Origin of the sequence: Pseudomonas petrae (assembly GCF_021728295.1) — a bacterium.
Taxonomy (GTDB): domain Bacteria; phylum Pseudomonadota; class Gammaproteobacteria; order Pseudomonadales; family Pseudomonadaceae; genus Aquipseudomonas; species Aquipseudomonas petrae.
The window spans coordinates 23,182-49,283 of record NZ_JAKJXE010000013.1 but is presented as its reverse complement, the minus strand read 5'-3'; the positions used below and the strand labels follow the sequence as shown (position 1 = coordinate 49,283).

Here is a 26,102-nt window from a genome sequence, read left to right as displayed (position 1 = left end):
GGTCGATGGTCGCGTGTATAAAATCTAAAAAAGGGCGTCCCGGTCAGACTGAAATGCGCCACTCGGCTGGGAGACTGTCATTCAAATAGTTTTAAAACAGCCTCGGAATACAGGATTGGTGAGCTCTTGGCTGATTTGAGTACGTGCTCGCGGACCGTTTGACCCTTCAGTTCTGGAAATTTAGCCACATATTCTGGCGTGAAGGCCGGTGCATCTTTGCTGGCCCCGGCGTCCATTAGCGCTTTAATACAATCGGGGTTACGGCTCATCGAGTTTTCCGCCAACGGCGTACCAATGGGCCACGGCTTCTCTTGTGGTGGAAGTGCATCAATCGAGGTTCCTTTTTTGTGTAATAGGGCTATGCGCTCTGCAGCTTGCGGATCCGGCTGATCGTTCAGCTCAAAAGATCGCGTACAGACATAATGGAGTGGGGTTGAAGCAACCTTGCTGACACCATAAGGATCGGTGCCGGCTGCGATCAACAGTTTGATGACTTCAATATTGGTAGCCCCTTTACCCATCAGCGGGGAGAACCGCTGAGGACTCAAAAGCTTGGGGTCAGCACCGTAATGCAGCAACATTTTGACGAGCTCCGGCTGGGGAAATCGCTGTGCTTCGAGTGCCGCTTTGAGTGGTGTAGTCGTTCCCGCATGCGCAATAACATTAGGATTGGCGCCGGCCTTGAGCAGACTCTCCACGATTTTTAATTCATCCTGTGATACTTGAGGGTCTTTGCCGTGCCTAAGTGCAGTTAGCAGGACGGTTTCTCCGCTGGTATCAAGGGTACGGTTCACATCAATAGGAAATTCAAGTAGGCGATCAACCAGATCAGGCCGTTGGTAATAGGTTGCATGCCACAAAATCTTAGTGTCCGGTCGTGCGCCGCTCGCTAGCAATGTATTGACGGTAGCCAGGTCTGCGGCGTCCTTAGAGTAAGCGTATTCCATCACCGCATTGTCTAGTTGACGGGCTAGATCCTTCTCCGGTACACCTTGGGCCATAGCTGAGCCCGAGAGTAAGGCGAAGGCCAGGGCGCAGGCTGTGTAGAAGTTGAAGTCGAGTTTATAGGTAAGCATGCAATATCTCATAGGGTGAAAGCTTAGGGTGTTAATTGGTTGTGGTTAGATTTGAGGCGAATGAATCTCCCAATTGGATCAATAATTAACGAAAATTAAAGAAGCTGTTCCTTTTTGTTTATGTAAATTGGAGCGGCCAGCGAACGGTTGATTTGAGCTCCTTGGTGAGTGCTGGCCGGTTTCGTGGTCGTGGTATTGACCCTGGAATCGGATCGGATTGGTCAGGCCGACTTGTTCGGCGAATTCAAGGAGTTAAAGGGGTCCGTCCCCTTTAGCTCCTTTGTACTGTTGGAGGATGCTTAAGACGAAAGGCCTTATATAACGGAACTTCATCATCTTGTTCCCCACCCTCTAAGCATCTGTATTGTTTGGTGCCAACTGCAGCCCTCAGCAACTCGTACAAATTAGGGGATCGAAAGCCTACTTCGAGCCAGAGCGAATTAGAGCCCTCTAGTGTTAGTCTCGCATCATAAGCCGCTTCACTTTTCACACTCAGTTCTTTTAAGTAAATACATTCACCAGCTCCACCAATGTATGCCGTACTGGTTTTTACCGAGTCAAGGACATTGCGAGCTGAAAGCGAGTCCGCGAATACTAATCTGAATTCATAGCTCATAGTCCGTGTGGCCTCCCCCGGACGATAGGTAAATCTTTAGGGTTACGAATACCAATATGGTACTTGTCTGGATTGGTTGTTATCTCCCCTTGATCGTCAAGCTGGTTTTCAGATGGGTCCTCTTTGTGTATGTGCGCATTGTTACCTGACTTGTAGCGGCAAGGGTTCTGGTTGCCGTATTTGTGGACTCGCACCTCGGATCCGTCCTTATGAGTCCACATTTCATTCACACCGTTATCCTTTATTTTTGAGAATCCGGCGCTTTCCAGCATTACTCCTGCTCTGGCAACGCTCCGACCTTTCATTCTTGGTAGATCTGAGGAAGCTGAAAGTCCCAGCGGGTCGATCCAACCCGTGGGATTTGGCACGTAGTGGTAGAGGTTCAGCCCACCACTGTAGCCAATCGGATCCTTACTGATGAACCGCCCGACCCTTGGATCATAGTACCGATGGCGGTTGTAGTGCAGGCCGGTCTCGTGGTCGTGGTACTGACCTTGGAACCGGATCGGGTTGGTCAGGCCGATCTGTTGGGCGAGTTCAGAACGCTGTTCTTGCGCTTCGCCCCACGCTTTGTACTGGGCGCTCCAGGCGGTGTTGCCGTTTTGGTCAGTGATTTCCTGCGGCGTGCCGAGGTGGTCGCATTGGTACCAGGCGAGGACGTCGATTGGCAGTGCGACGGGTTTGTAGGTCCACAGCGGGTCTTCTTTGAAGTTGTAGCGACCTTGGTAGGTCGGCTGGCTCACGAGGCGGATGGTTTCGTGGCGGATGGCCTGGGCCACCGGGACAAAGGTGCCGGGCTCGTGGATGTAGTGGACGGTTCGGCCGAGTGCGCCAGCGTATGGCGGCGGGCTGCTTTCCCAGGCGAGGTTGTCGCCATCCCAGCCGTACAGGGTGAAGCCGCAGCCAAGCTCGCGTTGCTTGCGGGCGTGTTCGTTTTCGTTCCAGCCGGTGCCGGCTTCGGGGCGTGGCCTGTAGTGGGCTTTGGAGAGTTTGTAGAGGCGACGTCCAAGGGGGTCGTAGCCGAAGTCGACGGTGAGGCGCGGATCGCAGAAGTGTACGAGGCGATCAAAGAGATCCCAGTGCAGTTCACTGCGCAAGCCGTTGGTCCAGCGCTCGGTCTGGTTGCCGCGTTCGTCGTACTCGTAGTGGTTGCCAGCGTAGTCACGCAGCAGGTTATCGATCAGTTTGTGGCGGACAGGTTCGGGGTCGAGTGGACGGCGGACGGGTGCGGCGCTGTCGTTGAGCAGGTTGCTTGCAGGGTCGAAGGCGAAGGTTTCGGTGCCCAGGCGGCTCGTTGCGGCGAGCAGGCGGCTGACCGGGTCGTAGCGATAACTTAGTTGGCCGCGACGGCTGTCATTGATGTCGGTGAGTTGGCCGGCGGCGTCGTAGGTGTAGGCACGTTTTATGAGCGTGGATTTGTCGTCTGCTCGGCCCAGTAGTTGTTCTTGAAGGCGTCCCGCTGGGTCCCAGCTTTGGGTTTGCAGCAAGCTGTTGCCTTGATGGCGGGCGACCTCTCGGTGCAGGTCATCGCGTTCGTAGCTGACCAGTTCATGCTCGTCGAGCCTCAATCCCAGCAGATGGCCGCTGCCGTAGGTCAGCCAACTGACGCGGTGACCGTCCGGGCGAACGGTCGCGACGCGGTTGTTTAGAGCGTCGTATTCATGCTGCCAGACCGCAACCAGGGGTTTATCAAGATTTGAATAATGCTGATGCTCGCGCAGCAGGTTGCCTGCTGGGTCATGGAACCGTTGCAGCCGGCTGGCGGCGTTGGTCGCCATGACCAGATGGCCGTTGCCGTCGTAGGCAAAAGTTTCGCTTTGGGACTTTTCGCCGAGGGTGGCGCGGCGTTCGGTCAGGCGGCCCATGGGGTCGAAGGTCAGTGCGATGGTGCGCTGGCCGTTGATAGTCTCGGCAAGGCGCCCGGTTTCCGGGTCGTACTGGTAACGAGTGCTGCGCCCGTCGAAGCCGCGCTCTTCCAGCAGTCGCCCGACTGGATCGTAGTGAAAGTGGGCGCGGCGTTCGTTTTCGTTTTCCAGCGCCACCAGCCGGCCGAGCTTGTCCCATCGATAGCGCAGGGTTTGCTCGGCGGCGTCGACGCGTTCGGTAATAAAGCCTGCCGCGGTGTAGCGCCACGTGGTGCAGCGTTCCAGGCCGTCGGAGTGGGCGAGCAGGCGACCTTCGGCGTCGCGGCTGAATCGCTCTTCTGTCTTGTCGGGGTGCTTGATCAGGACCAGCTGACCTAATTTGTACTCGTACGTCGTGCTGTGCCCGGCAGGGTCGGTGAAGCGAACCATCTGGCCGCGATCGTCGTATTCCCAGCTACTCACCTTCCCCGAGCAGTCGGTGTACTTAACGAGTTGTCCGGCATCGTTGTAGGCCAACGCCTTCGTGTTGCCGTTAGCGTCCTTGATGGATGTAGGAAGACCAAACTTGTTGTAGGCGTATTCGGTGGTGTTCTCTAGCGGATCGATCGCTTCAACGAGATTTCCGCGAAGGTCGTAGTCCCGTTTCCACAACCCACCCTCGCCATCACTGATTTTGATCAGATGACTTTTATCGTCGTAAGCGTAATTGATGACGCTGTGATCAGCGCGGGTGTGCTCGGTGAGGTTGCTCAGTTGATCGTAGCGATACCGGTCGGTACTGCCGTCGGTGTGCACATGGCGAATGATGTTCTTCGCCGCATCACGGAAGAACCACTCCGAACGCCCATCCGCGTGGCAAATGCGATAGGTGTAGCCGAGGCTGTCGTAGTAGTGCCGGGTTTCGTGGCCGAGGGCATCAGTGACGTAGGTAAGGCGGATGTTTTCATCCCACGCCAGCCGCGTGTCGAAACTCCCGTCGTCGGCCCATTCGCGCACGGCCTTGGCGTCTGAACCCGTGCCTTGCCATTGCAGGTTCAAACCACGATTGGTGCGGTCGGTGTACCGAGTGATGAGATGGTTTTGATACTGATAACGCCACGCAGCGCCGTTCTCGTCCTGAGCCAGAACAAGGTCGCCAGAATCATCGTACTGATACGCGCACAGTTGGCGTTTAACGTCGCCGTCACGAACTTCCCAAAGGCCGGTCAACCGCCCCTGGTCATCAACCAAAGTGCCCAGGCGAAGATGGAATTTATTTACATCCTTCTCCGAGTAAGTAACCAACTCGGAGAGCACCGAATCCCCACCGTGCCGATGCTCGTAATGCAGCATGACCCCGGCGCCATTGGGCAACACCTTGTTGATCAATACAAAACGATCACCCCGCCGTACATAGGTTTCCCTGTGCTCAAGCCCCCGCATCAGCACTAACCGATCTTTGCTGAGGCGAACGACGGTCAGATTTTCGATGGCGTTGAAGTGAAACAGCTTGACCTTGGGAAGGGGGAATTCATGACTGCGGCCATCAGCGTCGTGAAATACCAGGCCGTCGCCAACGAGATCAAAGCGTGTGGTAAACGGCGTAATCCAACGCGCCCCCACCACGTCATGATCGTAGGCATCCAGACTCGAACAGTAAGTCCGCGTCCACTCAATGGGAAACGGCCCCGGCAGGCTGAAATCGGTGTGACTGACCGACTCCGAGCCCATCGCAAAGCTGATGCTGTGGGCCGTAGAAGCACAGGCACAATTCTTCTGCTCGTTGGGCCGGCCCTTGGCAGGCCTCTCGTGCTGAACAACTTCGAGCTTGCCTTCGCCGGCCCGGCGCTTGGCCTGATTAACCACCCCGGGCTTGATGTTGAAGGCCTGCCCATGCCCATTGCGGGAACGCCAACTAACAACCGCCCCAGCCAACATCTGCAGCAGCGAACCGATCGAGTGCTGAGCCCCAGGATCTGCCAGACGATTTATCTGAGTGCGAAGCTCCGAGCCCATGGCACGCAACGCTTTCGCCTGCCTGCGTACCGGGTCCTTCAGCGCTTCAGGCACAAGATGTTCGACGGTGCCGTTGACGATTTTTTGGCCGGCTGCGATGTAAACATCGGCAACCGCGATGAAGATGTTGGAAATCGCGCCTTTGGGATCGTAGTCCCACTGCTTGCGCCCCTCGCTGATCAGCTGCACCGCCTCGATCAGATTGCCCTCGGCATCGAGATCGCCGTTGATCACGCTTTCCAGACCCTTGGCGATCTCGTTCAGCACGCCTTCGCCGAGCTTTCCCGCGTCATCGAGAATGCCAGCAAGCTTGGTCTGCGCCTGAGTTAAAAAATCATCAAGCGTCCCGATGATGTCCGCATTGAGGTGCCCGATCAGCACCTCGATCAGTGAATCGCCAAGCACCATCTTGCCCGCCTGACGCATCTCCTGACGCACCAGAAACAGCGTCGGCCGCAGGCTCATCCGCGCTGCCGCCATGGTCGGCGGCGTCGGCAGCACCCCAATCAGATTGATGCCCAAACTGACCCAATCCAGCGGATCGCGCTTCTCACTGGTCGCCAGCCGGACGATGTCATTCAGCGCATCCACCAGCGCCATGATGTTGCCCACCACAGGCAAAAACCCGGCAGCGCTCTTGATCCGCTCAAGCGAGACAACCCCGCCGCTGATGTCCTGCAGCCAGGCATCGACATTGGCCGCACCCGCTCCCACGTCCTCGAGCTGAATCAGATCAAGCGGAACGATCGCCACCTGAGGCTCGTTATTTGCGTCGCTGCCGGACGTCACTGCGGGGTTTGCCAAGGATGCTCTCCGTGCTCAAAAAACCATCCGAAAAGGCGTGAATGCCAATCCGGGGGCCACGGAGATATCAAGGGCTATGCCAGATATTAATTATCCAAACAAAATCAATAACTTAAGAGAAATAACGGTAGGGTTAAGCGAACGCTAAACCCTAAAACAAAGAAAAAGTGCGCAAGAAGTTGCGCACCCCTGCGCAACTTCTTGCGCAGTCGCCTGCACGCCAAAAAAGACGTGGGCTGCGGAGCATCACCCACCCAGCTTTTACCAAACGAGTGAGCAACTTCTTGCGCACTCCGCCAAAACCGCACCCCGCCGGTCTTCAGCGAAAACACCGCATCGCCAACAAAATGCGGCAGCGAAAAACAGCCAAAAAAAGCCCCGAAAAGTCGGGGCTTTGAGCATTCGGAGCGGCTTAAGCTTTAGCCAGTTGCTCCTCATACTCCTTGTGATACTCACGGGCCAGCGATTGCTTTTGCTGGTCGTCCAGCAGTTTGCCCGCCGACTGGAAGAACTTCTGCTCTTCTTCCTTCAGGTGGTGGTGGACCTTCTCCGACAGCTTCTTGGCCGTGGCCATCCATGACGGGCTGGACATCTCGGTTTCGTCGAGCTCTTCCATCATTTCGTCCATTTCATGGTGCTCGGAAATGGCATGGCGACTGAGATCGACACCGTTGTCGTACTGCATCAGCGGGATATAGAAGAAGCGCTCTTCGGCGGTTTCGTGGGCCTGCAGTTCAGCTTTCAGCTGTTTGTAGACCTCGACACGCTCCTCACTGTCGCCATGGGTTTGGATCAAGGCATCGGCATAGCCGCGTTGCCGGTCATGACTCTCTCTCAGGGCTTCGAAAATGTTCACGGGTGCTCCTTGGTTCGGCGACGGACTGATGTGCTTATCCCTAGACCGCAGCGGGTATTCAGCCGTTCCGTTGCGCTTCGGGCATATGCATAGATCTATAAGTTTCTTTCATAACCTACATCGTTTTTTATAATGAAAGTGAAGCTGCTCCGATGTGCTCATTCGTTTTCGTACTGAGCGCTCCTCCTGCGCCCGTTCAAGGATTCTCATGTCCCTGCGAAAGATCATCGTGGCCGCCGCGTTAATGCTCGCGACCGTTACCGCTCACGCCGAGCAGGTCATCAATATCGGTTATCAGCGTTCGTCCACGCTGTGGATCCTGCTCAAGAACGACGGCCAGTTGGAGGAACGACTCAAGCCGCTGGGCTTCACCGTCAAATGGCATGAATTCAGCAGCGGACTGCTCAGCGCGATGAATGCCGGCAGTGTGGACCTGCATGCCGACGTCGCCGATGCGTTTGCCTTGTTCACGCAGGCGGCGAATGCACCGCTGACCTACTACGCCCGTGAGAATCCTTCCCCGACGGCGCAGGCCATCATCGTCCCGGACAGCTCACCGATTCGCAGCGTTGCTGATCTCAAGGGCAAATCCGTCGCGGTGTCGAAGGGCTCGGGCAGTCATTTTCTATTGATTTCTGCGCTTAAAAGCGCCGGGCTGACCCTTAAGGACATCAAGCCGATTTACCTGGAGGCCCCCGACGGGGTCGCCGCATTTGCCAGCGGCAACGTCGACGCCTGGGCGATCTGGGACCCGTTTTTGGCGACCCAGCAACGTGAGCATCATGTCCGCGTGCTGACCGACGGCTCCGGCGGCATTGCCAACTACAACCGTTTTTACGTGGCCAACACAAGTTTCGCCAAGGCGCATCCCGAGGTACTGCAAGTGGTGTTCGACACCCTGCATCAGGCCGGGCAGTGGGTGAAAGGTCATCCCCAGGAAGCGGCGGCGAACCTGGCGCCGCTGTGGGGCAACATCCCGCCGCAGACCGTTGAACTAGCCAACAGCCGGCGCAGTTACGACATCGTCCCGGTCAAGGTGGATGAACTGGCCGAACAGCAGCGCATCGCCAACTTCTATTTCGAAGCCGGGATGATCCCAAAGCGCTGAAGGTGTCCGACATCGCTGTCTGGACCCCGCACGCCCAATAAGTCAGGAGCGCGATCATGAGTCGTCACATTCACCTGTCGGCCTTCCTGCTGACCGGGCCGGTCGTCCACAGTCATGCGGTCTGGCGCCATCCCGAGACGGTTGGTCACTACCTTGATCCGGAGTATTACGCCCGTACGGCGCGAGTGGTGGAGGAGGGGCTGTTCGATTTTCTGTTCTTCGCCGATCGGCTGGCGGTGGGCGACCAGATGGGCGGGTCGCGGGACGTGGCCCTGCGTTATGGCGCGCAGGATGCGACGCGTCTGGACCCGCTGCCGATTCTGTCCTATCTGGTCGGGCAAACGAGCAAGCTGGGCCTCGGCGCCACCCGCTCGACGACGTACTACGAGCCTGCGCATATCGCCCGGGAGTTCGCCACCCTCGATCATCTGTCCAAAGGCCGCGCTGCCTGGAACATCGTCACGTCGATGAACGACAGCGAAGGGCGCCTGTTCGGCAAGGACAAGCACCTTGAGCACGACCTGCGCTACGACCGCGCTGACGAGTTCGTCGAAGTGGCGCTTAAGTTGTGGCGCAGCTGGGCGCCGGATGCGTTGAAGCTGGACCGGGAAAGCGGCGTGCTGGCCGACCCGTCGAAAATCACCTCGGTGCAGCATCACGGCGAGTGGTTCAAGGTTGAAGGGCCGCTGAACATCCCGCGCACCCCGCAAGGGCGGCCGGTACTCATTCAGGCGGGTTCGTCGGGGCGTGGACGGCGTTTCGGCGCGCGCTGGGCCGAGGCGATTTTCACCATTCACCCGCACCTCAAGGCCATGCACGCGTTTCGCCAGGACGTGCGCGAACAGGTCGTGCAGCAAGGCCGCGACGCCGACAACTGCAAAGTGCTGACGGCAGTGATGCCGTTCATTGGCGGCAGCGAAGCCGAAGCACGGGCCAAGCGCGACAAGCACAACGCACTGGCGCGGCCCGAACTGGGGCTGGTCACGCTGGCGTCGCAACTGAACGTGGATCTCTCACCGTTTCCGCTGTCCGCGACCCTGGCGGAGATCGCACGCTCGCCGTCGATACCGCCCGCTGCGGCGGAAAAGCTGCTGATGCAGGGACCGGACACGACGCTGGAGGAATTGGGCAGGATTTTCGCCAGCAGCGTTCGGGTGCCGCAACTGGTCGGCACGGGGGCGCAGATCGCCGATCAACTGGCGGAGATGTTCACGTTGGGCGGTTGCGACGGGTTCGTGATTTCCCCGGCGTATTTGCCGGGCTCGTTCAGCGAGTTTGTCGAGAGCGTCATTCCACACCTGCAACGCAAAGGGCTGTTTCGCACCGCCTACGAAGGCTCGACCCTGCGTGAGCATTTGGGGTTAGGGGCCTTGGAGTCGTGAACCCGGCCCCAATGAAATCCATCACCCGTACAGCCCCCCGACAGCTCCACCCGATGACTAACGGGCTGACATTCGCGACATGCTGCGTATGATGAGCCCAACGTTTTTCGCAAAAAGGCTCACGCTAATGATGAAGTTTTTCGCCGCGCTGCTGTGTGTGTTCACCGGCATGGCCCACGCAGAACCCGCGCTGCTCACCGATCTTGCCCTGCCGTATCTGGCAGCGGCGCCCGCTGAATCCAAAGACAAACCCCTGATCATTTTCCTGCACGGCTATGGCAGCGACGGGCGCGACCTGCTCGATATCAAAAACAATCTCTCCCCGAATGACACCTACCTCTCCGTGCGTGCGCCGCAGGAAGTCGACGGCGGCGGCTACAAGTGGTTCACCCAGGACACCGATCAGGCCGAATACGAAGGCATGACGAGCGATGTCGATAAAAGCACCGATCTGCTGCGCACCTTCATCCAGCAGGCCACCGAGAAATACCAGACCCAGCCCGATAAAGTGATCCTGGTCGGCTTCAGCCAGGGCGCGATGATGAGCTACCAGATCGGCCTGCAATACCCGGAACTGGTGCACGGCATCGCACCCTTGAGTGGCAAGATTCTCGCGTCCCTCCATTCACGCCTTGAACCCGACGAGCGCCTGAAGCCACTCAAGGTGTTCATCGGCCACGGCTCGGCCGACACCCGCGTGCCTTACTCGGGGGCGACCGACGCCAAGGCAGTGCTGGAGAATCTGCTGATCGTCCCCGAGTTTCATGCCTACGCCGGGGCAGGGCATACGATTACAACGGCTGAAGTGGCGGACTTGAAGCACTGGCTGGAAGCGCAACTGCAAAAATGATTCGACGCTGAAGAGGCCAGGGCCGCTAGAGGCCCTGACTGCCACGAATCAACTCATACGCCCGGCGTGCCAGCGGATTCACCGTATTGGGACGAATCCACAGGTGATAGGTGACGTCGGGCATCCTAGGCAGGCCGTCGGCTTCCCCCAGTACCCGCATGTCCGGCCCGAGCATCTCCATGCTGCGCGCCGTGACGCCAAGGCCCGCGCGCGTGGCGGCTTTGATGCCGATCAGGTTCGACGCCAGGTACGCCTGACGCCAGGCGATGTCGGCGCGCTCCAGCGCTTCGATGGCGTAACGCCGATAAATGCTGGGCTCATCCACCAGAATGAGGGGGATCGGTTCGCCCGGGACGTGCAGGTACTGCGCCGAACAGATCCACCAGACCGGCGAAGTGCGCAGGGCAAACCCTTCCAGCGCCGGATCCTCGCGGGTTGAAATCACCATGTCAACCTTGCCGCGATGCAAATCCTCCATCAGAAACGGGCTCCGACCGACATCGATCTCCAGTCGCAGCTTCGGCGCCGAACGGGCGATGTGGCTGAGGATGGGCGGCAAGATGGTGTCGGCGATGTCGTGGGGCGAGCCGATACGCAGCACGCCGCTCAGGCTGCTTTCGCGCAGCGAGTTGAGCGCGTCGTCGTTCAGCGAGAGCATCTGCCGGGCGTGCCGTAACAGCTGCCGACCGGGTTCGGTGAGTTGCTTCTGACGGCCCTGTTTCTGGAACAGGCTGACGCCAATCTGTTGCTCCAGGCGCTGCATGTGTTGGGTCACCGACGACTGCGTGCGCGACAGCTGCGCCCCGGCGCCCGCGAAGCTGTGGTGATCGACGACGGCGACGAAAGTGCGCAGCAGTTCGAGGTCTAGGGTCGAGGACATGTTTTCTATCCTGTAAGCGTCAGTTCTGTAGGAGCGTGGCTTGTCCCGCGATCTGTCGGGTACCGTCAGTAGAATCAGACCGCTCGGTAGCCTCAGGTGTAATGCATTCGCTGGGTTGACGACGGGTTCCCCGCCGATCGCGGGACAAGCCACGCTCCTACCGGTGCGTATTACATCAGCTGAACGGGCTAATACATTACGGAATTTTATGAATGGGGAAAGCCCTGTTTTTAAAAATATCGATAAGACCCAATAAAATAAGGCTTATGCCTTTTTGCTCTGACACCTAAAACCAGAAAGTTATAACCATATTTGATATTTGAATTTCCGTTAGCCGCCCACCAACCCTAGGATGCAATCACACAGGCGCTCATCTGAAAGCGCCGAGCCGATGATCATTCCAGGGGAAGTCCATGCCATACACGCGCTCGCCAGTCGCTCGGTGCCTGCCGCTTTTCGTCGCAACGCTGGCCACACTTGGCGCCAGTTTCGCCGCTCAGGCCGACGCCACCCTGGACAAGATCGAACAGCGCCACCGCGTGGTGGTGGGTGTGCTGCTGTCCGGCGGCCCGTTTGGCTCTATTGACCCGACGACGCAGAAACCCAAGGGCCTGAACGTAGACCTCGCCGAAGACATAGGACGCCAGCTCGGCGCCGAGGTTGAGCTGGTGCCCGTACTGCCGGCCAACCGCGTGCAGTTCTTGCAACAGGGCAAGGTCGATCTGTAGATCGCCAACATGGAGTGGACCGCCGAGCGCGGCCAGCAGCTGGGGTTTGTGCCAACACCGTTCTATCGTGTCGGCGGCACGGCGGCGGTGCTCAAAGACAGCAAGATCACCCGCTGGGAAGACCTCAAGGGCCAGCCGGTCTGCACGTCCCAGGGCAGCAGCTACGTCAAGCCGCTGACCGAATTCGGCGCTGAACTGAAAGCATTCAAAAGCTCGTCGGAATCCCTCCTGGCCCTGCGCGGCAACAACTGCGTCGCGGCGGTGCACGACGCCACGCTGATCAATCCGTTAGTGGCCGACAGCCCTGAATGGCAGAACTACCGCGCTATCAGTCCCGAACTCAATCCTGCGCCGTCGGTGATCTGGACGCGCCCCGGCGAGACCGACACCCAGGCGAAACTCGACACGATCGTCAAAGGCTGGCACCGCACGGGCTGGTTGATCGACGCGGAAAAGCGCCATCACATCAGCCCGCCGTCACCTGCGCTGGTCGAACTGCACGACAAGTTCCAGGCCGCGGGCGCTTGATCTTGCGGCTTGAGAACGGGGCGAGCGCATGACGGACCTGCTTGAACTGTTCGTGCAGGCGGCGGCGAAGTTCGGTCTGAACTACGGCTTTCTGCTGGACGCTTACCAGCGCGGTTCGTTGGTCAATGGCGCCATAACAACCATTGCGCTATGCGCATTCACCATCGTCGGCAGCCTGTTGGCAGGCCTTGCGCTTGCCGCGATGCTGACCAGTGGCAGGCCTTGGTTCGCCAGGCCTGCGCGAGTGTTCATCGAAGTTACCCGCAATACGCCGACGCTGGTGCAGCTCTACTGCGCGTTCCTGGTGCTGAACATGCTGCTGACCCAGGCCGTTGGCGCTGCGAACCCGCTGACGCCGTTCGCCTGGGTGGTCATCGTGATTTCCCTGCACAAGGGCGCGTTCCACGCCGAGGCCTTGCGCGCCGGCATCGAAGCAGTGCCGCGCGTGACGCTGGAAGCCGCCAGTTCCCTGGCCTTCAGCCGCCGCCAGTTGCTGTGGAACGTGCAGTTGCCGCTGGCAATGCGCTTCGCCTTGCCCTCGCTGATCAACAACCTGATCGATCTGGTGAAAATGACCGCCGTTGCCTCGGCCATTGCCGTCGGCGACATCACCTACGCCTCGATCATGATCTGGACCCAGAGCGACAACGTGCTGGAACTGATGATTCTGCTGCTGGCGTTTTTCGGCCTGCTCAGCTTCGTCGTCAACTGCGTGGGCCGTGCCCTCGAAGCCAAATTGAGGATGCCCGGTTATGGCCATTGATTCGCCTGTGAGCTTGCCGCTTGGGTGGCCGCGTCGGCATCCGGGCAAGCTGGTGCTGCTGGCCGCGGTGCTGTTGTGGCTGGTCTTCGGCGCCCCGAAAAGCCCGGTGTTTGCGGCGCTCCGGGAGTGGTCGCCAGCGCTGGCGGCGGGCTTTGGTCAGAACATTCTGATCAGCCTGCTGGCGATTGCCATCGGCTCTGTGCTCGGCCTGCTGGTGGGTGCGCTGGCGGTGTCGCCGCTGTGGATCACCCGGCTGCCCGCGAAGATCTGGGTGCAGGTATTTCGCAACGCACCGTGGCTGGTGCTGATCTATTTCACCACCTACGTTTTCCCGTTCGAGCTGCACATCGGCAAGTCCTGGATCTCGTTTCCGGACTGGGTGAAAGTCACCCTCGGCCTGGCATTGCCGGCCAGCGCCAACGTCGCGGAAATCTTTCGCGGGGCCATTGGCTCCATCCCCAGCACGCAATGGGAAGCCGCGCGCTCCCTGGCGTTCACTCGCGCACAGATCTTCCGTTCGATCATCCTGCCGCAGTGCTTCAAACGCATGTTACCGCCGTGGATGAACCTCTACGCGGTGATCACCATGGGCACTGCGCTGGCCTCGCTGGTGGGTGTGCATGACCTTATCGACACCGCGCAGATCGCGAGCAACACAGTCAACCGGACCGGCTTCACGGTGCTGATCTACTTCAGCGTGCTGGCACTGTTTTTCGCCTACTGCTATCCGATTTCCCGATTCACTCAATTCCTGGAGCGACGTTATGCCTTCTCCTGAAACGCGCGTCGGACAACCCTTGATCAGCCTGCGCGATGTTCATCTGTCGTTCGGCAGCAACCGCGTGCTCAAGGGCATCGACCTCGACGTGCAGCGCGGCCAGGCGGTGTCGATCATCGGCCCGTCGGGTTCGGGGAAGTCGACCATCCTGCGTTGTATCACCGGGTTGTTGCCGACCGAGCGCGGCAGCATCCGCGTGGGCGACACCGATGTCCACGCGCTGAAGAGCGAGGCTCAGCGCATCGAACTGCGCAAGCGCGTGGGCTTCGTGTTTCAGCAGTACAACCTGTTCCCGCATTTGTCGGTGCTGGAAAATCTGGTGATCGCACCGCGCAAAGTGCTGGGCGAGACGGCGACGAACGCTGAAAAGCACGCGCGCGAACTGCTCGCCAAAGTCCGCATGGAGCACAAGGCCGATGCTTATCCGGGGCAGCTTTCCGGCGGTCAGCAGCAACGGGTCGCCATTGCGCGAGCGTTGGCGATGCGGCCGGAGCTGATCCTTTTCGATGAAGTGACGTCGGCGCTGGACCCGGAGACCGTCGGCGAGGTGCTGACGGTGATCCGCGAGTTGACCGAAGAAGGTATGACCTGCGTGCTGGTCACACACGAAATGCGTTTCGCGGAGGACATCAGCGATGTCGTGTATTTCACCGAAAACGGCCTGATCGTCGAGCACGGCAGCCCCGAACACATCTTCCAGCGTCCGACCAATGAGCGGACCCAGACTTTTTTGCGTCATGCCCTGGGCGACGCCGGACGCCGTCCGGTCGCCAGTGGCGATCCGTTTCTGTTGAGCAATATCAGCCGTTACAGCCTGTCGGTCTGAGCCAATCGCTGAGTCTGAAAAGCCGAGCCTGAACACCTATAAGGAGCACCTGATGAGCACCGAAAACCGCGGCCAAGTCGTCGAAGCATTTCTTCAGCAGATACGTGCGATCCATGAGCGTGGCGTCGACCGCAACGCACTCAAAAGCATCGTCACCCTGCTTGAGGGACTTGCGGAGCGTCGTGATCTGTTCAACTTCGACACCTTTCCCGCACCCGTGCCGGGCGAGGGCGACACTGCATTCCGCTACCGGCTGAACGACGACGGCGAGACCCCGACGCTGTACATGAACTCACTGCTGCCGGGCAAAAGTACGCTGCCCCACAACCATGAAACCTGGGCGGTGATCGTTGCGGTCGAGGGGCAGGAGATCAATTACGTGTGGGCGCGCACGGACGACGGCAGCGATCCGGCATTCGCCCGACTGGCGCTGGAAAAGGAAGTAGTGGTGCAGCCCGGAACGCCCATCAGCTTCCTCGGTGAAGACCTGCACGGCATCAAGGTCGAGGGCGACAAGCCGACCCTGCATTTCCACTTGTACGGGCGCCCGCTGGAATCCTTGAACGGGCGCTATGGCGTGAATCAGGAAGGCAAGGTGCTCAATTACAACGCCTCGCAGATGGTCCCGTCGATCAAGGCCTATGCCTGATGGCGCTTTACAACAGAATCACGAGAACGTCATGAGCCAAAAAGTCACCCCGCAACAATTACACGCCTGGCTGTTCGACGGGCAGGAAATCGCCGTATTCGATGTCCGCGAACACGGCCAGTACGGTGAGGCGCATCTGTTTCACGGGGTGAATCTGCCGTACAGCCGCCTCGAGCTGGACGTGCATCGCCTGGCCCCCAATCCTCGGGTTCGCCTGGTGGTTTACGACCGCAATGATGGCGACCTCGCCTTACGTGCCGCGCAGCGTCTTGAAGCGCTGGGCTATAGCGGCGTGCATATTCTTGAGGGCGGCACCGATGGCTGGCGCGCCGCCGGACGGGAGCTGTTTGCCGGGGTACACGTGCCGTCCAAGGCCTTTGGCGAGTTGGTCGAAGAGGCCCGCCATACGCCACACATCAGCGCCACCGAGCTGGCAGCGATGCAAGCGAGTGGCAAGCCGCTGGTGTTGCTGGACGGCCGGCCGTTCGATGAATACCGCAAAATGACCATTCCCGGTTCCGTCTGCTGCCCGAATGGTGAGCTGGGCTATCGGCTGAGCGAGCTGGTGCCGGATGACACCACGCCCATCGTGGTCAACTGCGCCGGCCGCACGCGCAGCATCATAGGCGCGCAGACGCTGATCGACCTGGGGGTGAAAAATCCGGTCTACGCCCTGGAAAACGGCACTCAGGGCTGGTACCTCGCCGACTTGCCGCTGGAGCATGGCAGCGATCGCCGATACCCGAACGTCCCGGCCGGCGTGTCGCTGGATACCCAGCGTCAGGCCGCTCAACAGCTCGCCCGGCGCGCCGGGGTGCAGGCAGTGGATGCGGCGCAGGTTCTGGCGTGGTCGGCCGAAGAATCCCGCAGCCTGTTTCTGTGCGATGTGCGGACCCCGGAAGAATTCGCGCTGGGCAGTTTGCCGGGTGCGCAACACACGCCGGGTGGGCAGTTGATTCAGAGCACCGACCTGTACATCGGCGTGCGTCAGGCGCGGTTGGTGCTGGTGGACAACGACGGCGTGCGCGCGCCGATCGTCGCCGCCTGGCTGCGTCAGTTGGGCCACGACACCTATGTACTTGAAGGCGGGTTAAGCAGCGGCTTGCACCTGCCGATCCACAACTCCGGTGTCTTGCCGCCCTTGGCTGAAGTGAGCGCTGCAGAACTGGCTGATGCGCTCCGAGACAATACGGTCGCGCTGCTCGACCTGCGCGGCAGCATGGCGTTTCGTAAAGGCCATATCGAAGGCTCGCGCTGGTCGATTCGCTCGCGGCTGGCTGCGGACGCGATCACCAGGGGGAAGCCTGTCGTGCTGGTGGCTGATCAATCGGCCGTGGCTGCGCTGGCTGCACGGGAGTTACCCGAGGATCTGCGCCGGTCGGTTCGCTGGCTGGATTTCAACGCATGGCAGGCGGCAGGTTTCAACCTCAGCGAAAGCGCCAGCAATCCGCCTGACGAGGACTGCATTGATTTTCTGTTCTTCACCCATGACCGCCATTCGGGCAACAAAGCGGCGGCGCGGCAGTACCTGGCCTGGGAGATCGGGCTGCTGGGGCAAATGACCGAACAGGAGATCGCCAGTCTCAAGCCCTTGTCGGCCATCGCGGAGGAAGATCGCGTTCGGACCCGACTGGTGCATGCCGCCCGAGGCGCAAAGGGCGATGGGCCGCGCGGTGTGAACCCGCCGGTGTCGCGAATGAGCACCGTGTTATTTGACAACCTTGGCGATATGCGAGACGCACGAAAGCGCCGCGACACTGAGCGTGTCCTGAGCTACGGCGCGCGTGGTAACCCGACAGCGTTCGAACTGGAAGACCTGATCACCGAGCTTGAGGGCGGCTACCGCACACGCCTGTTCGGCACGGGCCTGGCGGCGGTTGCGCAGACATTTCTGGCCTATCTGCGCCCGGGGGATCATGTGCTGATTACCGACGCGGTGTATTCACCGGTGCGGCAGATCGCCGAGGCCTTCCTGGCGCCGTTTGGTATCCAGTACAGCTACTTTTCTGCCGACGGCAGCGGTCTGGAGCAACAGCTGCAAGCCAACACCCGAATGGTCTACACCGAGGTTCCCGGCTCGCTGTTGTATGAACTGTGCGACCTTCCGGTGATTGCCGCGCTGTGTAAATCGAAAGGGATTCTGCTGGCGGTCGACAACACCTACGGCTCCGGGTATCAGTACCGGCCGCTGACACTCGGCGCCGACATTTCCATCATGGCCCTGACCAAATACCTGGGCGGTCACAGCGATGTGGTCATGGGCAGCGTCTGTACCACGCAAGCCGTCTGGCAGCGTCTGGCCGTCATGACCGACACCTTCGGCAACGCCGTCAGCCCGGACGATGCTTATCTGGTGCTGCGCGGCGCCCGCACCCTGGCCGCGCGGCTGGACGTCCACGAGCGTCAGGCATTGCAGGTCGCGCACTGGCTCCAGCAACAGCCGCAGGTCAAACGCGTTTTCCATCCAGCGCTGCCTAATCATGCGGGGCACGCCCTGTGGAAACGCGACTTCAGCGGCAGCAATGGTTTGCTCACTTTCGAACTCGCCGAGAGTGACCCTCGCCATCTGGAACACTTCATCGACGCCCTGCAGCTGTTCGGCCTGGGTGCGTCTTGGGGCGGGTTTGAAAGCCTGATCATCGTTGCGAATGTCGGCGACCGTGATAACGGCCCGGACAAATCCCTGAATCCGTTGCTGAGGCTGCACATTGGGCTGGAGGATGTGGAGGCGTTGATTGAGGATTTGCGGAGGGGGTTTGAGGCGATGGTTGATAGCTGAAAAGGCCGTGATTCATTCCGAACCATACAAATTGTGGGTCTTTCACTTAAACGTCTCTGCCAGATCGGGCGGAAGACATGCCGGAATTAGTTGATCGTTCGAAGGGCTAAAATTCGGTCGCGATAAATATGTACCGCAGGCTGATCTGATGAGTTCGCCATTATTCGCTGCCTCGGGTTTGGGCGAGTTTGGCGATGAGAAGGCACGGAAAGGACACCCAAATGCGCGATCAGATCGCTAGGTCGGAGGCGCGCCAGCAGGTCAATAAAGCAGTTGCCAACTCGCCCGGGCTAAGCACGCTTGGCATTGATGGGCGTTTAGTACGCTTTTCGCCTATAGATTCAGCCGCGATAGAGATCAGTCATGGGTGGTATGGCAGCTCTTATCCATGGGGGGACGTACCGCGCTGGAAACGCAAAGATGCCAAGGGGCTTGATCTCGCCCTTTGGCATGCCGATGAGCTTTGCGGTTTGTGTTATGCAACACCGCGAAGGAGCCATTTGCGGATCAAGGTCATCCTGCTCGAGGGTCAGCCGAACATGAGGCATCCCCTAAAAGGACTGGTGGCCCGGTTGATGTTTCTAGCGGTAGGTGTTTACGCAAGGATGCTGGGCTGTGAAGTCATCCAGATTGAGAGCCCCGAGCCAGGTGTGGTGAGTTACTACCAAAGGCTGGGTTTCCAGTTCGATGCGGATGGATGCCTTGTCATTTCGGCAGGTCGTTCCTAATATGACTTTCACGACCAGAGCAGGGAGGTGCTCATGAACACAAGGAAACGCAGACAAAAACTGCAGTCGATCGCTGAATTCCGTGCCGAAGCCCGCAAACGCGCTGCCGAGATTATCCCCTCTCAGATGCATTTTCTGCGCGTTGCGCTCGAAATTGAAAGAGACCTTGAACCGGCAGGCCCTATGGCCGGGTTCAGGGGCTGACTCTTCACAAGAAAACCGCCGAACTGGCGGTTTTTTCTTGGGCGGCGATCAGCGCCTTACGCCTATGGCCTGATCATCCTGCGCGTGCCGTGCTCCGTTATTCATGGCCGTGAGTTCTTCAAAAACCCTAACAACGCCAACACCGGAAATACACTCCCCACGATCACAATCCAGACCCAGCCACCATGGTCATACAGCGCGCTGGCCACCACGGAGCCGATCGCGCCGCCGATGAAGATGCTGGTCATGTAAAGCGCGTTGAGCCGGCTGCGGCTTTTGGCGTCGAGGGCGTAGACCGCGCGCTGGCCGAGGACCATGTTCATCTGCACGCAGAAATCGAGGATAACCCCAGTCACGGCCATGCCGATCACGGCGTATGCCGGTTCGATCAGGCTGGGCAGAAAGCTCAGTGCGGCGAACAGCATGGCGCACAGGCTGGCGACGCGGGTGTGGCCGGCATCGGCCAGGCGGCCGGCGATGGGCGCGGCGATGGCGCCGATCGCCCCGACCAGGGCGAACAGGGCGATCTGGCTTTGCGACAGGCCGTGATTGCGCGCCAGTTCAAGCGGCACGGCGGTCCAGAACAGGCTGAAGGTGGCGAACATGCACGCCTGATAAAACGCGCGCTGGCGCAGCACCGGTTTTCTGCGCAGCAGGGTCCATAACGATTTGAGCAACTGGCCATAGGTGGCAGTGTGCGCGGGCTGATGCTTCGGAATAGTGGTCGCCAGCACCACGCTGATCAGCAGCATCACCACGGCGGCCGTGCCGAACACCGCGCGCCAGCCGAAATGGTCGGCGATCAGACTGGCCGCGGGCCTCGCCAGCAGAATGCCCAGCAGCAGGCCGCCCATGATGCTGCCGACCACGCGCCCGCGTGTTTCTTCCGGCGCCAGGTTGGCGGCCAGTGGCACCAGAATCTGCACCGCCACCGAGCTAAAACCTACCAGCAGCGAGGCGAGCAGGAACAGATTGGGCGTTTGTGCGAAGGCGGCGCTGAGCAGACTGAGAATGGCAACCCCGGTAGTGACGATCATTAGGCGACGGTTTTCCAGCAAGTCGCCCAACGGCACGAGGAAGAACAGGCCGAGGGCATAGCCGATCTGCGTCAGCGACACGATAAAGCTGGCCAGGGTGCCGGACAGGCCGATGTCCGGCGCAATCAAGCCAATGATGGGTTGCGCGTAATACAGGTTGGCAACGATCGCGCCGCAGCAGAACGCGAACAGCATCGCCAGGCCCTTGGTCATGGTGGCGCCGTGGGTTGCGGGAGAAATAGACGTCATGGGAATACCCGGAGAAGTCGCACGCCTGGCAGAGAAGGCTCTGGTACGGCCTGCAGAAAAGAGTGGCGCGAGGTTAACGCTTTTTCGTTGCGTTAAGAAGGGGCGGCAAGGGAATCGTGCAGCGTCGATCAGCACGGGATACGGCCCGATGCCACGTCCGCACCAAAGCCGGGCAGGCCGCGCCCATCTGCATTGATGCAAGCGACGCACCGGTCGCTCGGCCGAAACTTTTCCGCGTGCGCTCCGGTCACTGCTTACACACATCCCTCTCACACCCCATCGGAACTACAACTATGCCTCGGGCAATCTGGAAAGGCGCGATCAGTTTTGGGCTGGTGCATATTCCTGTGGCGCTGGTGTCGGCGACGTCCCGGCAAGGTGTCGATTTCGACTGGCTGGACAAGCGCAGCATGGATCCGGTCGGCTACAAGCGCATCAACAAGGTCTCCGGCAAGGAGATCAATAAAGAGAACATCGTCAAGGGCGTGCAGTACGAGAAGGGGCGATACGTCGTCATCAGCGAGGATGAAATTCGCTCGGCGCACCCGAAATCGACCCAGACCATCGACATTTTCGGTTTTGTCGACAGCGATCAGATACCGCTCCAGCACATCGACACGCCTTACTTCCTCGCCCCCGACAAGCGCGGCGAAAAGGTCTACGCGCTGTTACGCCAGGCGCTGGTCGACACCGGCAAGGTGGCGCTGGCCCATGTGGTCATTCGTACCAGTCAGCACCTGGCGGCGGTGATGCCGCTGGAGTCGGCGATCGTCCTCGTGCTGCTGCGCTGGCCCTCGGAAGTGCGCGGGCTCGACAGCCTCGAGCTGCCCAAGGAAGCCACCGACGTCAAGCTCAGCAAAAGCGAGCTGGACATGGCCAAGCGCCTGATCAAGGACATGAGCACCGAATGGACGCCAGACGCCGAAGAGTACCGCGACACCTTCCAGGACCAGATCATGTCGCTGGTGGAAACCAAGGCCCGCGAAGGCAAGATCGAGAATGTCGAGACCGATGCAGGCGACACCGAGCGTAAGTCGGCGGATGTGATCGATCTGACGGAGCTGCTCAAACGCAGCTTGGGCGGGCGCAGCAGCGCGGCCAAGGCGCCTGCAAAAGCCAAACCCGCGAGCAAAGGCAAGGCCGAAGCCAAGGATGATGCACCGGCAAAACGCCGTGCTCCGCCCCGGAAGAAGACCACCAAGGCCTCTTGAACGCGAGTCGTGATGTAGCGTTAAAAGATGCAGAGTCTCAATGCGCAGAGGTTCATCGTCATGACAAAACCTGTGAGTGAATACACCCGCAAGCGCAACTTCGATGTCACGTCCGAGCCGGCCGAAGGTGATGGCAAGACGCGAAGCAAGAAAGGCAAGGCGCTGAGTTTCGTCATTCACAAGCACGATGCGCGCAATCTGCACTACGACTTTCGCCTTGAGCTGGATGGCACGCTGAAAAGCTGGACGGTGCCGAAGGGCCCCAGTCTGGACCCGAAAAACAAGCGCCTGGCGGTGCATGTAGAAGACCACCCGCTCGGCTACGGCAGCTTTGAGGGCAGCATTCCCGAGGGCCAATACGGAGCCGGCGACGTGATCGTCTGGGATCGCGGCATCTGGCAGCCCCACGGCGACCCGCAGGAAACCTACAAGGCGGGCAAACTCAAATTCACCCTGATCGGCGAAAAACTTACTGGCGACTGGGCGTTGGTGCGGACCCGTTTGCCGGGCAACAGCGACAAGGAACAGTGGCTGTTGATCAAGGAAAAGGATGATGCCGTGCGCTCGGGCGAGGAATACGACATCGTCGTCGACAAGCCGGCAAGCGTGGTCAGTGGCGCAACTGTGGGCGAGGGGCGCAAGCCGGCCAGGAACGGGAAACGTAAATCGGCCGCCTCTGAACCCGCAGAAACCTCAGTCCTGAAGAAGCCGGCAAAAAAGCCAGTGGAACAAAAAGCCAGGACGCCTTCGCCTAAAAGGAGCAGCGTGCCGGCCAAGCTCTCGCCGCAGTTGGCGACGCTCATGGACGCCCCGCCCGAAGGCAAATGGCTCTACGAAATCAAGTACGACGGTTATCGGATCCTGACCCGCATCATCGATGGCGAGGTGAAGTTTTTCACCCGCAGCGGCAACGACTGGACCGAGCGCCTGCCGTTGCAGGCCAAGGCCATTGGCGATTTGAAACTGGACAACACCTGGCTGGACGGCGAAGTCGTGGTGCTCAACGACGCCGGGTTGCCGGATTTCCAGGCGTTGCAAAATGCGTTCGACATCGACCGCAGCATGGACATCCTCTATTACCTGTTTGACGTGCCTTTCCTGAACGGGGAAGACCTGCGCGAGACGCCCGTCGAAGAACGCCGCGCGGCCCTGAAGAACGTGCTGGGGCGACAGAAAAAGGGTCTGCTGCGGTTCTCTGAAGCATTCTCCGCCGGCCATCGCGACATCGTTGAAAGCGCGAGTCTGATGTCCCTTGAAGGCGTCATCGGCAAGCGCGCCGGCAGCGTGTATCAGTCCAAGCGCAATGCCGACTGGATCAAGCTCAAGTGCAAGCTGCGGCAGGAGTTCGTCGTCGTCGGCTTCACCAAACCCCAAGGCGCGCGCAATGGTTTTGGCGCGCTGTTGCTGGCGGTGAACGAGGAGGGTGCGGGCCTGGTGTATGCCGGACGGGTCGGCACCGGTTTCAATCAGCAGATGCTCGGCGACTTGCTTGAGCAGATGAAGCCGCTGCAACAGGACGCGTCCCCGCTGGGGAAAAAAGTCACCAGTGCTCAGGCCCGGGGCGTGCACTGGATAAAGCCGACATTGGTGGCGGAAGTCGAGTTCGGCGAATGGACCCGCGACGGCATCATTCGTCATTCGGCGTTTGTGTCGTTGCGCAGCGACAAGCCGGCCAGCGAAGTGGGCCACGAGTATCCCAGGACGCCGAAAGACATCAAAGCGCCGTTCAAGCCCAGTGCCGCCAAGGCCTCGGCGCCCGCCAGGAAATCCGCGGCCACCCACAATGCTGCAGCCGAGAAACCCAAGCCGGCCAGTAAACGCTCTGCCAAAGACCGCATCGACGTGGCCGGCGTGATGGTCAGCCATCCTGAACGGGTGATCGACGCGGAGAGCGGTCTGCACAAGATCGAGCTGGCGCAGTATTACGAGTCGGTGGCGGACTGGATTCTGCCGCACCTCGACCACCGTCCCGTGGCGCTGTTGCGTTGCCCCGAAGGCGTGGAAGGCGAGCAGTTTTTCCAGAAGCATTCCGAGCGCATGGCGATCCCCAACATCAAGCAGCTGGACCCCAAGCTCGACCCCGGCCACGCGCGTTTGATGGAAATCGACAGCGTGAAGGCGCTGGTCGGTGCGGCGCAGATGGGCACCATTGAACTGCACAGCTGGGGCGCGACCTACGATCAGATCGAGCTGCCGGACCACTTCGTCCTCGATCTCGACCCGGACGATCGGTTGCCTTGGCGCAGCATGATCGAGGCGACACAACTGACGCTGTCGACCCTCGACGAGCTGGGCCTGGATGCGTACATCAAGACCAGTGGTGGCAAGGGCATGCACATCGTCGTGCCGCTGGCGCGCCGCGCCGATTGGGAGTCGGTCAAAGCCTTCGCCAAGGCGCTGGCGCAATTCCTGTCGCGGGAGTTGCCTGACCGGTTCACCGCGACGTCCGGGCCGAAGAACCGGGTTGGCAAGATCTTCATCGATTACCTGCGCAACAGCCGGGGCGCCAGTACGGTCGTGGCCTATTCGGCGAGGGCGCGGCCGGGGTTGCCGGTATCGGTGCCGATCAGCCGTGACGAGCTGACGGAGGTGAAGTCGTCGGCGCAGTGGAACATCGCCAATCTGCAGCAGCGGTTGCGCAAGCTAAAAGCTGATCCATGGACCGGTTACAAGCACACCCAGCGGCTGACCAAACCGATGTGGAAACGCCTGGGCGCAACGCCGCCGGCTTGAAGCATTGGGTCAGCCGTCGATATTGGTGATCAGGCTGCGCCGCAACTGACCGGGCGCCATGCCGTAGGTGTCCTTGAAGACTTTGCTGAAGGCCGCCTGGGATTGGTAACCAACCTGGGCGGCGATGTCGCTCAGGCCTTCTTTCGACCGACTCAACAACCCATAAGCCCGTTGCATGCGGACCTGGGTCAGCAACATCCACGGCGAGCTGCCGCTGAGTTTCGCGAAGGCGCGCATGAAGCTCGCCCGGGACATGTTCGCCAGTTCTGCCAAGGCGTCGACGTTCCAGTCATGGGCCGGGTTTTCCAGCATCGCTTGCCACGCCCGTCCCAGTCGTTTGTCCGTCAGCAGCGCGAGGCTCCCGGTATGTTGCGGCGACTGACGAAGGTGCTCTCGCAATACCAGGGTGAACAGCGCCGAGGTTAGCGCGTTGACCATGAACTGGCCCCCCGCCAGGTTGGCGTCCGCTTCACTGCGCAGCAGCGAGACCAACGCTGGCAACGGGTCGCCGCTGCCCAGCGCCTGGGTCGAGACTTTCACATGGTCGGGGAGGGACGAGAACAGCATCGCGTGGGGCTGATGGATGAAGCGGCCGCACAGTAAATCCAGCTCCACTCCGTCGCCGAAGCGCTGCACCGGCAGTAAACCTGCGTCGGTTCCGCGCTGGGGCCGGGAAGGCGTCACGCGCTGGCCGGGGCTTAACAACACGTGTTGGCTGCCTCGCGGCAGAACCAGAATGTCCCCCGCCGTCAGGGTCAATCGTTGTCGATCGGCCATCTGCACGTGGCAGTGGCCGGCCAGCACGATGTGATAGGGCGAGGTGCCTGCAGGTTCCTGATGATGGTCGAGGGCCCAGTCGCCCTGAAACTGGCAGCGAAGGTCCAGGCTTCCGCGTACTTCGGCAAGGGAAATGAGCGTATCAATGGCGGTCATAGGCGACTTTCGGACAAAAAAATGAGCCAAACGAGCAAGTCGCCGCGCCGTGCTTGGCGGAGACTGAAGGTGTTCCGGCGCAGTCTAGTCGCCGCCCTCAGGAGATACCAATATGTTCAGCAATTGGCCCGATCTGGTTTCCACCATCAAGCAATCGTTTGGTGCGCTGTCCAAATCCAACCCGAAAATGGTCAAGGCCTACATGGCCCTTGGCGAAGCGGCTGCGGAGAACAACGTCCTCGACGCCAAGACACGCGAATTGATTTCCCTCGCCGTCGCGGTCACCACTCGCTGTGACGGCTGCCTCGCCAGCCATGCCCAGGCCGCCATCGCTGCCGGTGCGACCCGCGAAGAAGTTGCCGCCGCCCTCGCCACCGCGATCTCATTGAACGCCGGCGCCGCGTACATCTACTCGATGCACGCGCTGGAAGCCTATGACGCGCTCAAGCAATGAGCTTGAAGCGCTAGAAATGCCGGATTTTCTAGAAAGCAGAGATTCCGGCTGTTTCGGATGAGAGGCGGAC

At 60.0% G+C, this 26,102-nt stretch carries 18 protein-coding genes and 2 pseudogenes; 14 read left to right on the top strand and 6 right to left on the bottom strand.

The window, feature by feature from the left end:
• Window positions 1-77: 77 nt before the first annotated feature.
• The 3 genes from L4G42_RS20690 to L4G42_RS20680 form a co-directional block, all read right to left on the bottom strand.
• Window positions 78-1,076: an ankyrin repeat domain-containing protein gene (locus L4G42_RS20690; protein ID WP_237252377.1), complete on the bottom strand. Its 999-nt coding sequence runs from the start codon at window positions 1,074-1,076 to the stop codon at window positions 78-80.
• Window positions 1,077-1,688: 612 nt separating this feature from the next.
• Window positions 1,689-6,356 carry an RHS repeat-associated core domain-containing protein gene (locus L4G42_RS20685; RefSeq protein WP_237261170.1) on the bottom strand — a complete coding sequence of 1,556 codons (4,668 nt, stop codon included), beginning with the start codon at window positions 6,354-6,356 and terminating at the stop codon, window positions 1,689-1,691.
• A gap of 412 nt (window positions 6,357-6,768) precedes the next feature.
• Window positions 6,769-7,212, bottom strand: coding sequence for a hemerythrin domain-containing protein (locus tag L4G42_RS20680; protein WP_237252379.1), 444 nt, complete (start codon window positions 7,210-7,212; stop codon window positions 6,769-6,771).
• 208 nt (window positions 7,213-7,420) lie between these two features.
• Between L4G42_RS20680 and L4G42_RS20675 the strand changes: the two are divergent.
• From L4G42_RS20675 to L4G42_RS20665, 3 genes and pseudogenes are all read left to right on the top strand, one after another.
• Window positions 7,421-8,361 (top strand): annotated as a pseudogene (locus L4G42_RS20675) (aliphatic sulfonate ABC transporter substrate-binding protein).
• A gap of 15 nt (window positions 8,362-8,376) precedes the next feature.
• The gene (locus L4G42_RS20670; RefSeq protein WP_237252381.1) at window positions 8,377-9,702 is read left to right on the top strand and encodes an LLM class flavin-dependent oxidoreductase; all 1,326 of its coding nucleotides are present in this window, start codon (window positions 8,377-8,379) and stop codon (window positions 9,700-9,702) included.
• A 127-nt stretch (window positions 9,703-9,829) separates the two neighbouring features.
• The gene (locus tag L4G42_RS20665) at window positions 9,830-10,552 is read left to right on the top strand and encodes an alpha/beta hydrolase (protein WP_237261168.1); all 723 of its coding nucleotides are present in this window, start codon (window positions 9,830-9,832) and stop codon (window positions 10,550-10,552) included.
• 25 nt (window positions 10,553-10,577) lie between these two features.
• Here L4G42_RS20665 and L4G42_RS20660 read toward each other — a convergent pair whose 3' ends face one another.
• Complete coding sequence (locus L4G42_RS20660; protein ID WP_237252385.1) at window positions 10,578-11,432, bottom strand: LysR substrate-binding domain-containing protein; 855 nt, start codon at window positions 11,430-11,432, stop codon at window positions 10,578-10,580.
• A gap of 413 nt (window positions 11,433-11,845) precedes the next feature.
• Here L4G42_RS20660 and L4G42_RS20655 point away from each other — a divergent pair.
• The 8 genes and pseudogenes from L4G42_RS20655 (at window position 11,846) to L4G42_RS20620 (ending at window position 19,415) form a co-directional block, all read left to right on the top strand.
• A pseudogene (locus tag L4G42_RS20655) lies at window positions 11,846-12,688 on the top strand (transporter substrate-binding domain-containing protein).
• 28 nt (window positions 12,689-12,716) lie between these two features.
• A complete protein-coding gene (locus L4G42_RS20650) occupies window positions 12,717-13,451 on the top strand; it encodes an amino acid ABC transporter permease (protein ID WP_237252387.1) in 735 nt (244 codons plus the stop codon).
• The gene (locus L4G42_RS20645) at window positions 13,441-14,229 is read left to right on the top strand and encodes an amino acid ABC transporter permease (RefSeq protein ID WP_237252389.1); all 789 of its coding nucleotides are present in this window, start codon (window positions 13,441-13,443) and stop codon (window positions 14,227-14,229) included. Before L4G42_RS20650 ends, L4G42_RS20645 begins: the two co-directional genes overlap by 11 nt.
• On the top strand, window positions 14,216-15,055 hold the full coding sequence (locus tag L4G42_RS20640) for an amino acid ABC transporter ATP-binding protein (RefSeq protein ID WP_237252391.1): 840 nt from the start codon (window positions 14,216-14,218) through the stop codon (window positions 15,053-15,055). The genes L4G42_RS20645 and L4G42_RS20640 overlap by 14 nt, the downstream gene beginning before the upstream one ends.
• Window positions 15,056-15,107: 52 nt before the next feature.
• Window positions 15,108-15,704 (top strand): cysteine dioxygenase family protein, encoded by a 597-nt coding sequence (locus L4G42_RS20635; protein WP_237252393.1) that lies wholly within the window; start codon window positions 15,108-15,110, stop codon window positions 15,702-15,704.
• A gap of 31 nt (window positions 15,705-15,735) precedes the next feature.
• Window positions 15,736-18,483 (top strand): cystathionine beta-lyase, encoded by a 2,748-nt coding sequence (metC, locus tag L4G42_RS20630; RefSeq protein ID WP_237252395.1) that lies wholly within the window; start codon window positions 15,736-15,738, stop codon window positions 18,481-18,483.
• A gap of 221 nt (window positions 18,484-18,704) precedes the next feature.
• A complete protein-coding gene (locus L4G42_RS20625; RefSeq protein ID WP_237252396.1) occupies window positions 18,705-19,211 on the top strand; it encodes an N-acetyltransferase in 507 nt (168 codons plus the stop codon).
• A gap of 33 nt (window positions 19,212-19,244) precedes the next feature.
• A complete protein-coding gene (locus L4G42_RS20620) occupies window positions 19,245-19,415 on the top strand; it encodes a hypothetical protein (RefSeq protein WP_237252397.1) in 171 nt (56 codons plus the stop codon).
• A 101-nt stretch (window positions 19,416-19,516) separates the two neighbouring features.
• Here L4G42_RS20620 and L4G42_RS20615 read toward each other — a convergent pair whose 3' ends face one another.
• Window positions 19,517-20,701 carry an MFS transporter gene (locus L4G42_RS20615; RefSeq protein ID WP_237252399.1) on the bottom strand — a complete coding sequence of 395 codons (1,185 nt, stop codon included), beginning with the start codon at window positions 20,699-20,701 and terminating at the stop codon, window positions 19,517-19,519.
• 293 nt (window positions 20,702-20,994) lie between these two features.
• Here L4G42_RS20615 and ku point away from each other — a divergent pair, with 293 nt between their 5' ends.
• Together ku and ligD are read left to right on the top strand one after the other, a co-directional pair.
• The gene (gene ku / locus L4G42_RS20610) at window positions 20,995-21,912 is read left to right on the top strand and encodes a non-homologous end joining protein Ku (protein ID WP_237252400.1); all 918 of its coding nucleotides are present in this window, start codon (window positions 20,995-20,997) and stop codon (window positions 21,910-21,912) included.
• A 60-nt stretch (window positions 21,913-21,972) separates the two neighbouring features.
• On the top strand, window positions 21,973-24,645 hold the full coding sequence (gene ligD, locus L4G42_RS20605) for a DNA ligase D (RefSeq protein ID WP_237252401.1): 2,673 nt from the start codon (window positions 21,973-21,975) through the stop codon (window positions 24,643-24,645).
• 9 nt (window positions 24,646-24,654) lie between these two features.
• Here ligD and L4G42_RS20600 read toward each other — a convergent pair whose 3' ends face one another.
• Window positions 24,655-25,578, bottom strand: a complete 924-nt coding sequence (locus tag L4G42_RS20600) for an AraC family transcriptional regulator (protein ID WP_237252402.1) — start codon at window positions 25,576-25,578, stop codon at window positions 24,655-24,657.
• A gap of 112 nt (window positions 25,579-25,690) precedes the next feature.
• On the opposite strand from L4G42_RS20600, the gene L4G42_RS20595 reads away from it, so the two are divergent.
• Complete coding sequence (locus L4G42_RS20595; RefSeq protein ID WP_237252403.1) at window positions 25,691-26,032, top strand: carboxymuconolactone decarboxylase family protein; 342 nt, start codon at window positions 25,691-25,693, stop codon at window positions 26,030-26,032.
• Window positions 26,033-26,102: the final 70 nt, after the last annotated feature.

Excerpts from the sequence above, each read along its gene's own strand:
- ligD (WP_237252401.1), top strand. The coding sequence starts at position 21,973 with ATGACAAAACCTGTGAGTGAATACACCCGCAAGCGCAACTTCGATGTC.
- metC (WP_237252395.1), top strand. The coding sequence starts at position 15,736 with ATGAGCCAAAAAGTCACCCCGCAACAATTACACGCCTGGCTGTTCGAC.
- L4G42_RS20640 (WP_237252391.1), top strand. The coding sequence starts at position 14,216 with ATGCCTTCTCCTGAAACGCGCGTCGGACAACCCTTGATCAGCCTGCGC.
- L4G42_RS20600 (WP_237252402.1), bottom strand. The coding sequence starts at position 25,578 with ATGACCGCCATTGATACGCTCATTTCCCTTGCCGAAGTACGCGGAAGC.
- L4G42_RS20665 (WP_237261168.1), top strand. The coding sequence starts at position 9,830 with ATGATGAAGTTTTTCGCCGCGCTGCTGTGTGTGTTCACCGGCATGGCC.
- L4G42_RS20670 (WP_237252381.1), top strand. The coding sequence starts at position 8,377 with ATGAGTCGTCACATTCACCTGTCGGCCTTCCTGCTGACCGGGCCGGTC.
- L4G42_RS20615 (WP_237252399.1), bottom strand. The coding sequence starts at position 20,701 with ATGACGTCTATTTCTCCCGCAACCCACGGCGCCACCATGACCAAGGGC.
- L4G42_RS20595 (WP_237252403.1), top strand. The coding sequence starts at position 25,691 with ATGTTCAGCAATTGGCCCGATCTGGTTTCCACCATCAAGCAATCGTTT.
- L4G42_RS20645 (WP_237252389.1), top strand. The coding sequence starts at position 13,441 with ATGGCCATTGATTCGCCTGTGAGCTTGCCGCTTGGGTGGCCGCGTCGG.
- L4G42_RS20625 (WP_237252396.1), top strand. The coding sequence starts at position 18,705 with ATGCGCGATCAGATCGCTAGGTCGGAGGCGCGCCAGCAGGTCAATAAA.
- ku (WP_237252400.1), top strand. The coding sequence starts at position 20,995 with ATGCCTCGGGCAATCTGGAAAGGCGCGATCAGTTTTGGGCTGGTGCAT.
- L4G42_RS20620 (WP_237252397.1), top strand. The coding sequence starts at position 19,245 with ATGAACACAAGGAAACGCAGACAAAAACTGCAGTCGATCGCTGAATTC.
- L4G42_RS20660 (WP_237252385.1), bottom strand. The coding sequence starts at position 11,432 with ATGTCCTCGACCCTAGACCTCGAACTGCTGCGCACTTTCGTCGCCGTC.
- L4G42_RS20690 (WP_237252377.1), bottom strand. The coding sequence starts at position 1,076 with ATGCTTACCTATAAACTCGACTTCAACTTCTACACAGCCTGCGCCCTG.
- L4G42_RS20650 (WP_237252387.1), top strand. The coding sequence starts at position 12,717 with ATGACGGACCTGCTTGAACTGTTCGTGCAGGCGGCGGCGAAGTTCGGT.
- L4G42_RS20635 (WP_237252393.1), top strand. The coding sequence starts at position 15,108 with ATGAGCACCGAAAACCGCGGCCAAGTCGTCGAAGCATTTCTTCAGCAG.